General features: G+C 72.1%; 13 protein-coding genes and 1 other RNA gene. 9 read left to right on the top strand and 5 right to left on the bottom strand.

Translation table 11 applies throughout. The features are described 5' to 3' along the window. Nucleotides 1-2: 2 nt before the first annotated feature. A complete protein-coding gene (locus ACVBD7_RS15715; protein WP_458094173.1) occupies nt 3-911 on the bottom strand; it encodes a sulfite exporter TauE/SafE family protein in 909 nt (302 codons plus the stop codon). Nucleotides 912-1,251: 340 nt separating this feature from the next. Here ACVBD7_RS15715 and ACVBD7_RS15720 point away from each other — a divergent pair, with 340 nt between their 5' ends. The 5 genes from ACVBD7_RS15720 (at nt 1,252) to ACVBD7_RS15740 (ending at nt 6,013) form a co-directional block, all read left to right on the top strand. Beyond that, nucleotides 1,252-2,874 (top strand): bifunctional metallophosphatase/5'-nucleotidase, encoded by a 1,623-nt coding sequence (locus tag ACVBD7_RS15720; protein WP_458094174.1) that lies wholly within the window; start codon nt 1,252-1,254, stop codon nt 2,872-2,874. 295 nt (nt 2,875-3,169) lie between these two features. Continuing rightward, on the top strand, nt 3,170-3,565 hold the full coding sequence (locus tag ACVBD7_RS15725) for a histidine triad nucleotide-binding protein (protein ID WP_458094175.1): 396 nt from the start codon (nt 3,170-3,172) through the stop codon (nt 3,563-3,565). After that, entirely contained in the window at nt 3,562-4,398 is an 837-nt protein-coding gene (locus tag ACVBD7_RS15730) for a SirB1 family protein (protein ID WP_458094176.1), read from the top strand. Before ACVBD7_RS15725 ends, ACVBD7_RS15730 begins: the two co-directional genes overlap by 4 nt. A gap of 92 nt (nt 4,399-4,490) precedes the next feature. Beyond that, complete coding sequence (hisF, locus tag ACVBD7_RS15735) at nt 4,491-5,270, top strand: imidazole glycerol phosphate synthase subunit HisF (RefSeq protein ID WP_458094177.1); 780 nt, start codon at nt 4,491-4,493, stop codon at nt 5,268-5,270. After that, nucleotides 5,270-6,013: a phosphoribosyl-ATP diphosphatase gene (locus tag ACVBD7_RS15740; protein ID WP_458094178.1), complete on the top strand. Its 744-nt coding sequence runs from the start codon at nt 5,270-5,272 to the stop codon at nt 6,011-6,013. The genes hisF and ACVBD7_RS15740 overlap by 1 nt, the downstream gene beginning before the upstream one ends. Before the next feature lie 15 nt (nt 6,014-6,028). Here the strand turns inward: ACVBD7_RS15740 and ACVBD7_RS15745 are convergent, their stop codons facing one another. The 4 genes from ACVBD7_RS15745 to ACVBD7_RS15760 form a co-directional block, all read right to left on the bottom strand. Next, nucleotides 6,029-6,607 carry a hypothetical protein gene (locus ACVBD7_RS15745; protein WP_458094179.1) on the bottom strand — a complete coding sequence of 193 codons (579 nt, stop codon included), beginning with the start codon at nt 6,605-6,607 and terminating at the stop codon, nt 6,029-6,031. A 2-nt stretch (nt 6,608-6,609) separates the two neighbouring features. Continuing rightward, nucleotides 6,610-6,900 carry a phosphoribosylamine--glycine ligase gene (locus ACVBD7_RS15750; protein WP_458094180.1) on the bottom strand — a complete coding sequence of 97 codons (291 nt, stop codon included), beginning with the start codon at nt 6,898-6,900 and terminating at the stop codon, nt 6,610-6,612. Next, a complete protein-coding gene (nudC, locus tag ACVBD7_RS15755; RefSeq protein ID WP_458094181.1) occupies nt 6,897-7,826 on the bottom strand; it encodes an NAD(+) diphosphatase in 930 nt (309 codons plus the stop codon). Before nudC ends, ACVBD7_RS15750 begins: the two co-directional genes overlap by 4 nt. Nucleotides 7,827-7,916: 90 nt before the next feature. After that, nucleotides 7,917-8,747: an SDR family oxidoreductase gene (locus ACVBD7_RS15760; RefSeq protein ID WP_458094182.1), complete on the bottom strand. Its 831-nt coding sequence runs from the start codon at nt 8,745-8,747 to the stop codon at nt 7,917-7,919. A 115-nt stretch (nt 8,748-8,862) separates the two neighbouring features. Here ACVBD7_RS15760 and ACVBD7_RS15765 point away from each other — a divergent pair, with 115 nt between their 5' ends. From ACVBD7_RS15765 to ACVBD7_RS15780, 4 genes are all read left to right on the top strand, one after another. Then, the gene (locus ACVBD7_RS15765; RefSeq protein WP_458094183.1) at nt 8,863-9,759 is read left to right on the top strand and encodes a LysR family transcriptional regulator; all 897 of its coding nucleotides are present in this window, start codon (nt 8,863-8,865) and stop codon (nt 9,757-9,759) included. Between the two features lie 94 nt (nt 9,760-9,853). Continuing rightward, nucleotides 9,854-9,950: signal recognition particle sRNA small type (ffs, locus tag ACVBD7_RS15770), an RNA gene on the top strand. A gap of 47 nt (nt 9,951-9,997) precedes the next feature. Further along, nucleotides 9,998-12,061: a DNA polymerase III subunit gamma/tau gene (locus ACVBD7_RS15775; protein ID WP_458094184.1), complete on the top strand. Its 2,064-nt coding sequence runs from the start codon at nt 9,998-10,000 to the stop codon at nt 12,059-12,061. Nucleotides 12,062-12,107: 46 nt separating this feature from the next. After that, the gene (locus ACVBD7_RS15780; protein ID WP_458094185.1) at nt 12,108-12,452 is read left to right on the top strand and encodes a YbaB/EbfC family nucleoid-associated protein; all 345 of its coding nucleotides are present in this window, start codon (nt 12,108-12,110) and stop codon (nt 12,450-12,452) included. The last annotated feature ends 21 nt before the right edge of the window (nt 12,453-12,473 follow it).

Genomic DNA, 12,473 nt, shown 5'->3' on the forward strand with positions numbered 1-12,473 from the left:
CCTCACGTCGCCGGGCCGAGGAGGTAGAGGCTGGCCGGGGTCCGCACCAGCTCGACCAGCAGCCCGGCCGCAACCGAGAGCACGAGGAATCCGAGCAGCACCCGCGTCTCCTCGCCACGCAGCTTCGTGCCCATGGCGACGCCGAACTGCGCCCCGGCCACTCCGCCCGCGAGCAGCAGCAGGGTCAGCACGATGTCCACAGACCCGGTCTGCAGGGCCTGAAGGAGGGTGACGTTGGCGCTGACGAAGGTGACCTGGAACAGGGAGGTGCCGATCGTCGTGCCCGTGGGCATGCCCAGCAGATAGATCATCGCCGGCACCAGCATGAAGCCACCACCCACGCCCATGATGGCCGAGAGGATGCCGATACCGAACCCCACCAGCATGGGCGGGATGACCGAGATGTAGAGGCGGGACTGCCGAAAGCGCATCTTGAAGGGCAGGCCGTGCAGCCAGGAATGCTGGTGCGTGCGGGCGGGTAACGCCTTCCGGCGGCGCAGGATGGCGCGCACGCTCTCGCGCACCATCAGCAGCCCCACCGTGCCCAGCACCACGACGTAGAAGAGCGAGACGGCGAGATCGACCTGCCCCAGGCGCCGCAGCAGCACGAAAACCTGCGTGCCCGCCGCCGAACCCGCGAGGCCTGCCACCAGCAGCACCAGGCCCATCCGGATATCCACATTGCCGCGTCGCCACTGCGCGATAAGGCCGGAGACCGAGGCACCGATCGTCTGGTTCGCGCCCGAGGCCACCGCAACGGGCGCCGGGATGCCGATGAGGATGAGCAGCGGCGTCAGCAGGAAGCCGCCACCCACGCCGAACAGGCCGGAAAGCCAGCCCACGCCAAGGCCGATGCCCAGCAGCAGCAGGGCATCCACGGACATCTCGGCGATGGGCAGGTAGACGGGCATGCGGTCGCCGCTTCATCCCGTGCCGGCCCCGCTTCGGGGCACGCTGGTTCCGCGCGGACCGCGCGCGGGCGGGGCCGCGTCAGGCACGGGCCTGGCGCGGCGCGGGCTGCGGTCCCGCACCGGATTCGCCGATGGAATCCCTGGTCGGGGACGGGGCCGTTTGGACCCGGCCCAGCCCCTGCGCAAGGCCCTATCAGGGCTCCCGTGCAGCGTCTTCAGGATGCCTCCGAGGCGAGGTGCATTCCGGTCCGGCGCAGGGCGGCGCAGAATGGACCGGACAGCACCCCGAACCGGGCCGGCGCGTGGACGCCGAGCATCCTGGCCGGCGAAAAGGGCATCCATGCGGCACGATCCGGCCAACCCACCGCTTTCCCGCCGCGGCCTGCTGGGCGCGGCACTCGCCCTCCCCGTGGCACTCCCGCTCGCCTCCCCAGCGATCCGCCGTGCGGCCGCGAGCGATGGAGGCGGGCGCATCGCGCTGCTTCACATGAATGACTTCCATTCCAAGCATGAGGGCGTGGGCGAGGGCGGAACCATCTGCCGCGCGGACCGGCCCTGCGCCGGCGGTGCCGCCCGACTGGCCGGTGCCATCCACGAGGCCCGCGCCGCTGCCATCGCCGAGGGCCGCGCGCCCTTCCTGCTTGATGCGGGCGACCAGTTCATGGGCAGCCTCTACTACACGCAGCATCGCGGCCTGGCGGAGGCCGCCGTGCAGCGGGCGGTGGGCACCATGGCCATGTCGCTGGGCAACCATGAGTTTGACAACGGGCCGGAGAACCTCGCGCGCTACGCCGCGAACGTGCCCTTCCCGCTCCTCTCGGCCAATCTCGACACGCGCGCGGAGCCGCTGCTGCGGGACCGGATTACCGCCTTCACCATGCTGGAATCCGCAGGCGCCCGGATCGGGGTGGTGGGGCTGACAACGCGGGAGACGGCCACCTCTTCCTCCCCCGGCCCCAACCTGGTCTTCACCGACCCAATGGAGGCGGCCGAGCGCGCCGCTCATGCGCTGCGGCGCCAGGGCGTGGGCACCGTGGTGGTGCTGTCCCATCTCGGCCTGCCGCTGGACCGGCGGCTGGCAGCGGAGGTGGAGGGGATCGATGCCATCATCGGCGGCCATTCCCACCTGCTGCTGGCGAACGGCCTTCCCGGCGCCGTCGGCCCGCATCCCGAGCTGGTGGCCGGGCGAGGCCGCGACGTGCGGATCGGCCAGGTGGCCTGCCACGGGCGCTATCTCGGGCGGATGGACCTCGATCTCGCCGGCGACGGGCGCGTCACGGCCCATGGCGGCACCGTGCGCCCGATCGCGCCCGATGTTGAGGAGGACCCGGCCGTTGCGGCGGTGGTGGCCGAGTACGCCGCGCCGCTCGAGGCCATCCGCCGCCGCCCGCTCGGTCTGGCCGAGGCGCCCTTCCCCGATGCCGGTTGCCGCCTGGGCGAATGCGCCCTGGGGAGCCTCGTGGCCGAGGCGGTGCTGGCCCGCGTGCCCTCGGCGGAAATCGGCCTGGTGAATGCTGGCGGCCTGCGTGGCCCCCTTCCCGCCGGCCCCCTCACCCTCGGCGACGTGCTCGCCGTGCTGCCCTTCGGCAACACGCTGGCAACGCTGACCATCCGCGGCGGGGCGCTTCTCGCCGCGCTGGAGAACGGCCTGTCGCGCCTGCCCACGCCGGCCGGGCGCTTCCCTCATCTCGCCGGCCTGCGCATCACCATCGATCCCGATGCGCCGGTCGGCCACCGCGTGCGGACGGCGCGGACCGCGGACGGGCCGCTGGACCCGAACCGCGCCTATCGCGTGGCGACCATCAACTTCATGCGCCTGGGCGGCGACGGCTACACCGCGCTGCGCGACGCGGCGCTGGAAGCCTATGACGACGGGCCGCTGATCGAGGAGGTGGTGGCCGATCACCTCGAGGCGCGCGGGCGGGTGACGCCGGTGCTGGATGGGCGGATCAGCCGGGGGTAGGCGGGACGAGGCCGCAGGAGAGAGAAATAATTCTTCCTCCTGGGCCTTACTCGGCGTGGAACATGGCGCTTCCTGCCGCCGATGAGCCACTGGCCTGCGGCGCAGCCCTTCGATCATCGTGTCCGCGGCAGCTTGAACACGCGGCCCGGGCGGCTGTCCTCTCGGGGTCGCCTGCGCCACAGGTCAACGCCGAAGCACAGCCGGACCACGCGCTCCCGCAGATGCGAACGGCCCGGGGCCTTGCGCCGCGCCGGCCGCCGCCGCAGGAAGGTGGTTCACCGCCCGAGGAGCCGATATGCCCGCGGTCACCGGCCTTCCGCCCTATGACGACAGCAACATCTTCGCGCGCATCCTGCGCGGCGAGATCCCGAGCAAGCGGATCCACGAGGACGAGCACGCCATCGCCTTCCACGACATCAACCCGCAGGCGCCGGTGCATGTGCTGGTGATCCCGCGCGGGGCCTATGTGTCGCTGGCCGATTTCAGCGCCAACGCCTCGGATGCCGAGATCGGCGGCTTCTGGCGCGCGGTCGGCCGGGTGGCGAGGGAGCTGGGGCTCGAGGCGCATGGCTATCGCGCCCTGACGAATATGGGCCCTGAGGGCGGGCAGGAGATCCCGCATTTCCACGTCCATCTTTTCGGTGGGCGGCGGCTCGGGCGGATGGTGCCGGCGGGCGCGGAAGGCGGATGACGGCGTCCGTCGCGGAGGCGCGCGCGGCGATCGAGGCGGCCGGCCGGCTGCCGGATGACGAGCTGGATCTGGCCACGGTCGCGCTGCAATTCGCGCGCATCGACGCGCCGGAAACCGATTGGCGCGCAGCCGCCGGCCGCATCTCCGCCCTTGTGCGGGCGGTGCTGGAGGAGCCGCCGCCGGAGGATGCCGAGGGGCGGCGCGCCCTGCTCGCCCGCGTTATCCATGATGAGGCCGGCTATTCCGGAGACTCCGAGACCTATGACGACCCGCGCAACGCCAACCTGATCCAGGTGACGGAGCGCCGGCGCGGCCTGCCTGTCGCGATCGGGCTGCTCTGGCTGCACGCGGCCGAGGCCGCGGGCTGGACGGCGCGTGGGCTGGATTTTCCCGGCCATTTCCTCATCGCCCTGGATGGTCAGGCGAAGGGATCCTCGGTGGTGGTGGACCCGTTCGGTGGCGGCACCCCGCTGCTGGCGCCGGCCTTGCGCGCGCTGATCAAGCGGGTGGAGGGGCCAGAGGCGGAACTGCGCCCGGGCATGCTGGCACCGATGAGCCGCCGCGCCGTTCTGCTGCGGCTGCAGACCAATATCCGCCTTCGCCGCCTGCGCGACAACGACCTGGAGGGCGCGCTCGCCTGCACGCTCGACATGCTGCGGCTTGCACCCGATGCCGCCCCGCTCTGGCGGGAGGCGGCGGTTATGAACGCGAGGCTGGGGCGGCTCGGAGCGGCAATCGAGGGGATGGAGCGCTTCCTCGAGCTGGTGCCCACGGGCGATGCTGCCGCGCGCGGGCGGGAGATGATCGAGGAGTGGCGCGGGCGGCTGAACTGAGCCGGTTAGGAACCTGCCGGACGCGCGAGACAGGTGCTTGACCATGCGGGGGTTCGGGCGCAATCGGCCCCTATCGGATTGGAAGGTTCCACATGTTGGCGCTTCGGGTCATCCCCTGCCTGGACGTGAAGGACGGCCGCGTGGTGAAGGGCGTGAACTTCGTGGCCCTGCGCGATGCCGGGGACCCGGTGGAACAGGCGCGCGCCTATGACCGCGAGGGCGCGGACGAGATCACCTTCCTCGATATCGGCGCGACGCATGAAAATCGCGGCACGATGCTGGATGTTGTTTCGCGCACGGCAGCGGAGGTGTTCATCCCCCTGACGGTCGGCGGCGGAGTGCGGAGCGTGGAGGACATGCGCGGGCTGCTGCTGGCCGGCGCCGACAAGGTTTCGGTGAACTCCGCGGCGCTGGCCGATCCCGAGCTCGTGCGGCGCGGCGCCGAGGCCTTCGGCAGCCAGGCCATTGTCGTCGCCGTGGACGCACGCCGGGTAGCGCCGCGCCGGTGGGAGATCTTCACCCATGGCGGCCGGCGCGAGACGGGGGTGGATGCGGTGGATTGGGCGCGCCGGGTGGAGAGCCTGGGCGCCGGCGAGCTGCTGCTGACCTCCATGGACCGCGACGGCACGGGCGAGGGCTTCGACCTGGAACTGCTGCGGGCGGTGCGCTCGGCGGTGCGGCTGCCCATCGTCGCCTCAGGGGGCGTGGGCAAGCTCGATCATTTCGTGGAGGGTGCCGCGGCCGGTGCGACCGGGCTGCTGGCGGCGAGCGTGTTCCACTACGCCCAGTTCCGCATCGCGGAGGCAAAGGCGGCGTTGGGGGCGGCCGGGTGGCCCGTGCGCCCGGCCACGGGGTTGCGGGAGGTGGCGTGATGGCAAAGGACGTGAAGCCCAAGCGGGCCGCGGGCGGCGCGGTTGGGAAGGCGCCGGGCAAGGTGAAGACGGCCGGGCCGGAGGGTGCGCGCGCGAAGGCCAAGGCAAAGCCCAGCGCCAAGGGCAAGGCGCCCGCAGCCGAGGCAGAGCAGGCGAGGCGCGCGGTGAAGGCCAAGCCCGCCAAGGCGCGTGGCAAGGTGAAAATGCCCAAGCTGAAGCCGGCAAAGTGGAAGGAGGACTCGCGCGTCCCCCCGCTTCCCGTGCCCGAGGACCTGGCCGACGCCCCGATCGAGGCCGGCGCGCGCGCGCCCAAGCGTGTGCGCCGGGCCGAGGCACGGCATCTGGCGCCGCTCGATCCCGGACGGGGCGAGCCGGTGGCGGCTGTGCTCGACCGGCTCTGGTCCACCGTGGACCAGCGTCGCATCCACGGCGATGCCGAGACCTCTCACTCGGCCCGCCTGCTCGCGCGCGGTACGGCCAAGGTGGCCCAGAAGCTGGGCGAGGAGGCGGTGGAGGCGGTGATCGAGGCCATGGCCGGCAACCGCCGCGGCCTGATCGGCGAGAGCGCGGACCTGCTCTACCACCTGATCGTCGTATGGGTGGATGCGGGGATCCGGCCCGAGGATGTGTGGGCGGAGCTGGTGCGGCGCGAGGGGCTCAGCGGCATTGCCGAGAAAGCGGCGCGGCAGAACCTCTCCCTGGCCGGGATCCTGAAGGCGGGCGAGACGACCAAGCTTCCCTGAGGGGCTGGCCCGTCCTCAGCCGCAGCCGAGCCAGGCGGAGAATTCGGGATGGCGCGGCAGAATGGCGCGCGCGACCACGCCCTGGCGGCGCGCCCAGCCGCAGTGGAAGGCCCGAATGAGCGCGGCGCTTTCCGAATCGCCAGGGGTGGCGAGGCGAGTGTCCAGCTCGGCCCCGCTCCGGGCGACGCGCAGCTCCTCGGCGCTCATCGGGCGCACCCCCTGGATGCCGAGGGGCCGAAGCTCCGGCATGAGAGGGATCAGGCGCGCCGGGGAGCCCGGCCGCGTTTCCACCTGCGCCCAGGGCTCCGCGACCTCCACCCCGTCCACGATGCCGGGCTGGTGCCGCCAGGCCAGGGCGTAGCGGCGGAGCGTGCCGTCCGGAGGCCAGGAAGCAGGAAAGGCCGGCGAGACGTCGAGGACCCAACCCCGTCTTGCCGGGCCGAGCGCGGCCCAGGCCGCCTCGATCTCCGGCCCGGGTTCCATGCATTGCGCGGATGCGGGCCGGACCACGAGAATGAGGACGGCGAGAAGAGGCGTCGCGACCAGGATACCCCGGAAGAACCGGCCCGCCGCTGAAATCGCCGCGGCGGTCACGGCTATTGCAGCGGGCGCTCGACCTCGACGCCGCCCGGCGCCGCCAGGCCACGGGCGCGCAGGCAGCGGAGATAGGCGGCACGCTCAGCCGCGGCGGCCTCGCCCATGACGCGGTTGCGCTGGGTCACGTTCTGGTCCGACAGGCGCTGGAACGCGGATTTCACGCCCGGCGCATTCTGCGCCTCCGACCGGCAGGCGGCCTCGGCCGGGGTGGCGGCGGGGGGGAGGGGATCATTGGCGCGGCATGCGGCCAGGGCGATCAGCGGCAGGAGCAAGAGGGCGGCGCGGGTCATGGCGTGGCTTCCAGCCAGTCCTCGATCAGGCGGCGGGCGATGGAATCGACCCGCGGCAGGGAGAAGTTGGCGCTCTGGTGGTTGCGGATCTCGTCGCGGGTGAACCAGCGCGCGTCGCGCAGCTCGTTCGGGTCCACGGTGATCTCCTCACTCAGCGCCTCGGCATGGAAGCCGAGCATGATGGAGGCCGGGAAGGGCCAGGGCTGGGAGGAATGGTACCAGGCGGCACCGACGCGCACGCCCGTCTCCTCCAGAACCTCGCGCCGCACCGCCTCCTCCAGGCTCTCGCCCGGTTCCACGAAGCCCGCGAGGGTCGAGTACATCGTGCTGTTCGGGAAGCGGGTGGAATGGCCGAGCAGGCAGCGGTCGCCATCGGTCACCAGCATGATCACGGCAGGGTCCGTGCGCGGGAAGTGCTGGGCGTCGCAGTTCGTGCATCGCATGGCATTGCCGGCCGAGCGCGGCTCGCAGAGGTGGCCGCAGACGCCGCAGAACCGGTGTCGGGTGCGCCAGTGCATCAGGCCGCGCGCATGGGCGAGCATCGAGGCCTCGCCCGGCGGAAGCAGGCCGGCCACCGCGCGGAGGTCGTGGAAGGCGCCGAGCCCGTCGGGCAGCAGGGGGAGCGGGTCCTCCGCCGCGCTGCAATCGACGGTGAAGACCGCGGTGCCGTCGCGCAGGCCGAGCAGTGCCCAGGGGCCGCCGGCCATGAGGACCGATTCGGCGGCCTCCCGCGTGAGCAGAACGGCCTCCGGCGCGCCGGCCTCGACGCCGCGCATGAGGCTCTTCGAGCGCCAGACGGGGGTGATGAGGCTGTCCGGGGAGGCCAGGGCGGCCGCGACGAATTCTTCGTCGTCCCGGCGGTCCGAGACGCGGTCGAGCGGGCTGCCGGTATAGGCGTTGGGGCGGCTGGCGGGGATGGAGAGCATGGGGCCAGGGAAAGTCGCATGCGGGGGTGGGCGGGGCAACCGGGGGTGGCCACGCGCGGCGCCGGAAGGGACCGGCGCCGCGCTCGGGGATCACTCATCCTTGTCGGTGGAGAAGGCGATCTCCCGCTGCGCTTCCAGGGCGGCGAGGCGGCCCGTGAGCGCGGCATGCACCCGCTCATAGGCGTCGCGCCCCATGGTGAGGCGGAGGGGCGCCCGATCGCGGTCCGCGACCTCGATCATGGCGCGCGCCATCTTTCCGGCATCGCCCCGGACGGCGAAGGCGCCGGAGGCCAGGGCACGGCGCATTTCGCCCGCGGGCGTGTCCTCATAGGCCGCGATCGGGGGCGGGGTGACCAGGCCGGCGCCGAAATCCGTCTGGGCCGGGCCGGGCTCGACGATGGTCACCCCGATGCCGAAGGGCGCCACCTCCTGCGCCAGCGCTTCGGCGAAGCCTTCCACCGCCCATTTGCTGGTGTGGTAAAGGCTGAAATTCGGGAAGGCGACCTGCCCGCCCTCCGAGGAGACCTGCAGGATCCGGCCGCCGCCCTGGGCGCGCAGATGCGGCAGGGCCGCGCGGATGACGGCGATGGAGCCGATGACGTTAGTGTCGATTTGGGCGCGGACCTGCTCGTCGCTCGCTTCCTCGGCGGCGCCGAACACGGCGTAGCCGGCATTGTTCACGACCACGTCGATGCGGCCGAGCGCTGCGAAGGCGTGGTCGACCTGCCGGCGGACGGCGGCGGTGTCCGTGACATCGAGGATAATCGGCAGCAGGCGGTCGCCGTGGCGCGCCTTGAGATCGTCAAGCCGACCGGGCCTGCGCAGGGTGGCCGCGACGCGGTCACCGCGCTCCAGCAGCATTTCGGTGAGCGCGCGGCCGAAGCCGGAGGAGGTGCCGGTGATGAACCAGGTCTTGGCCATGGTGGTGTTCCTTCGCATCGGGGCCGCAGGGGTGCGGCCCGTGAGGGTCAGGAGCTAATCCCTCCCACTCCTGCTATCATCGGGATGATCTGGGATGAGTTGGTGAGGAATGCCCATGAATGGCCGGCCGGCGCTGGACGATTTAACGGCTTTCGCTGCGATCGCCGCGCATCGCAGCTTCCGCAAGGCGGCGGATGAGCTGAGCCTGTCGCCTTCCAGCCTCAGCCACATGATCAGGGCGCTGGAGACGCGGCTGGGCGTGCGCCTGCTGCACCGGACCACCCGCAGCGTCTCGCCGACCGAGGCCGGGGAGACGCTGCTCGCCCGGTTGCGGCCGGTGCTGCGGGATCTGGACCAGGCGCTGGAGGAGGTGGACGCCTTCCGCGGCGGCGGCCCGAGCGGGACGTTGCGGATCAACGCCAACGAGACCGCGGCCCGGTTGCTGATGCAGCGGGTGGTTCCCTCCTTCCTGGCGCGGCATCCCGGCATGTCGCTGGACCTGGTGACGGAGGGGCGGCTGGTGGATGTGGTGGCCGAGGGCTTCGATGCCGGCATCCGGCTCGCCGAATCGGTGCCGCAGGACATGATCGCGGTGCGCTTCGGCGGGGAAACGCGGTTCCTGGCGGTCGCCTCACCCGCCTATCTCGCCACCCGCTTGGCACCGCGCACGCCGGACGACCTGCGCGACCACCCCTGCATTCGGATCCGCATGCCGAGTGGCAAACCCTATCGCTGGGAATTCGAGCGGCAGGGGCAGGAGATGGCGGTCGAGGTGCAGGGCCCGCTGACCCTCGACCATGTGGAGCTGATGACGGAGGCCGCGCGGGACGGGCTGGGCATTGCCTATGTGCCGGAGGCCTCGGCGTCGCCGCTCCTTCGAAGCGGGGCGCTGGTGACCGTGCTGGAGGACTGGTGCCCGCGGTTTCCCGGCCTCTGCCTCTACTATCCCGGCCACCGCCATGTGCCGCCGGGGCTGCGGGCCTTCATCGACGTGCTGAAGGAGCTCGGCTGAGGCCAATCCCTGGGGGACGCGCCGGAACCTCGCCGACTCCCCGATGGACTCCCCCGATGGACTCTGGCGCCCCCTCCCCCCATATTCCGCCCCGGAAGGCCGGTCGCGGACGGGCGCCCTGTCGACCCGGTCAGGTCCGGAAGGAAGCAGCCGAGGCGGGTTACCGCTCGGGTTGCGGTCCGGTCTTCCACCCTTTCTCATGCCTGGCGGCCCAGGCCGCACCCAACCCGCGGCCCGGATGACCAGCGACACCGACCTTTCCGCAGAGCAGATCGACGAGCTGCCCGAGCCCCCGATGGAGGGTCCCGGGCTGTTCGGTGAACCGGCGCCTGCCGCCGCGGTAGCTGCCGCCCTGACACCTGCCGTGCCGCCCGCCGTTCCCGCGCCCGTTGCTGCCGCCGAGCCATCCCAGCCCTATCGCGTGCTGGCGCGGAAATACCGGCCGCAAGACTTCAATGACCTGATCGGGCAGGAGGCGCTGGTCCGCACGTTGCGGAACGCCTTCGCGCAGAACCGCGTGGCTCATGCCTTCATGCTCACCGGGGTGCGCGGGGTGGGCAAGACCACCACGGCCCGCATCATCGCACGCGCGCTGAACTGCATCGGGCCGGACGGCAAGGGCGGGCCTACGGCCGATCCCTGCGGGGTGTGCCCGGAATGCCGGGCCATCCTGGCGGACCGCCACCCGGACGTGGTGGAGATGGACGCGGCCTCGAACAACAGCGTCGACAATGTGCGCGAGATCCGCGAGGCCGTGCGCTTCCGCCCGAGCCAGGGGCGCTACAAGGTCTACATTCTCGACGAGGTCCACATGCTGTCGGGGGCGGCGTTCAACGCGCTGCTCAAGACGCTGGAGGAACCGCCGCCGCAGGTGAAGTTCCTCTTCGCCACCACCGAGATCCGCAAGGTTCCCGCGACAATCCTCTCCCGCTGCCAGCGCTTCGACTTGAAACGCGTGCCGCAGGAGGTGCTGCGCGCGCATTTCGCCCGCATCGCGGAGAAGGAAGGGGCCGGCATCAAGCCGGAGGCGGTGGCGATGATCGCCCGCGCGGCCGATGGCTCGGTGCGCGACGGGTTGTCGCTGCTCGATCAGGCGATCGCGCTGCCAGAGGCGGGTGGCGCGGTATCTGCCGACCAGGTCAGGGACATGCTGGGTCTCGCGGATCGCGCGCTGGTGCTGGAGCTGATGGAGGCCGCCATGCGCGGCGACCTGCCCGCCGTGCTTGCAGCAATGGACCGCGCGCATGAGCGCGGCGCCGATCCCGGCGTGGTGCTGGCCGATATGGCCGAGCTGACCCATACGCTGACGCGCTTCCGCGCCGTGCCGTCCCTGCGCGACGATCCCTCCATCCCCGAGGCGGAGCGGGTGCGCGGCGGGGCGCTGGCGGAGACGCTGACCATCCCCGTGCTCGGCCGGGCCTGGCAGGTGCTGCTCAAGGGCATCAACGAGGTGGCCGACAGCCCCGATCGCCGCGCGGCGGCGGAGATGGTGCTGATCCGGCTGGCGCATCTGGCCGAGTTGCCCACTCCCGGGGAAATCGTCCGGCGGCTGTCGGGTGCGACGCCTCCGCGCGGCGGCGGGTCCGGCGGGCCTGCGCCATCCGGCGGTGGAGGTGGCGGCGGTGCCGCGATGGCGGATGCGGTGGGCGGGGTTGCCGTGGGCGGTGGCATGCCCTCCGGCGGGCTGCGCGCGATCGCGGGCGGTGGACCGATGCGGGCCCTGGCGCCCGAGCCGGAACTGGCCCCCTCCCCTGCCCCGGAGCCCGTGCCGGAACCTGCCCCGCCGCCCGCACCCACCACCTTCCGCGAGGTGGCGGCGCTGGCTTCCGGGCGGCGGCCGAAACTGCACGCGCATCTCGTCCACAGCGTCCATCTGGTGCGGTTTGCGGAAGGGCGGATCGAGCTGCGGATGCTGCCCGACGCACCGCGCGACCTGCCCGGCCAGCTCACCGCCCTGCTGCAGGAGCTGACGGGTGCGCGTTGGACGGTCTCCCTCTCCAACGCTGAGGGTGAGCCGACCCTGGCCTCGCAGCGCCGGGCGGCGGATGAGGCGCGGCTGGAGGTGGCGCGCAGCCACCCCCTTGTCCTCGCAGCCATGGAGACCTTCCCCGGCGCCCAGATCCGGGAGGTGCGCGACGCCTCGCTCGACGCCTATGGCCTGCCGCCGCCGGAGGAGCCCGGCCAAGCGGCCGGCGATGGCGAGCCGGTGGGCGAGGACGAGGTGGGCTTTGCCCCCGCCGATGACGACGACCCCGGCTTCGCGCCACTCGACGCCGAGCCCGCGGGGATGGACAGGCCCTAGGGGCTGGCCCATCTGCCCCCTCCCGAGACCTCGCGAAGGAATGCCGATGAAGAACCTGGGCAACATGCTGAAGCAGGCGCAGCAGATGCAGTCCAAGATGGCCGAGATGCAGGCCAAGCTGGAGGCCGCCACCATGGAGGGCCAGGCCGGCGCCGGGATGGTGCGCGTGACGCTTTCCGGTAAGGGCGACCTGAAGGGCATCGCCATTGACCCCTCGCTGATGGCCGCCGACGAGCGCGAGGTGCTCGAGGACCTGATCGTGGCCGCCCATGCCGACGCCAAGGCGAAGGTGGAGGCCATGATGTCCGAGGAGATGTCCAAGGCCACCTCCGGCCTCAACATCCCCGGCATGGGCGGCGGCGGGCTGGGCGGGTTCAAGCTGCCCTTCTGATGGCCGCTGCCGGGGGCTGAA

Source organism: Roseomonas sp. WA12 (assembly GCF_054165765.1).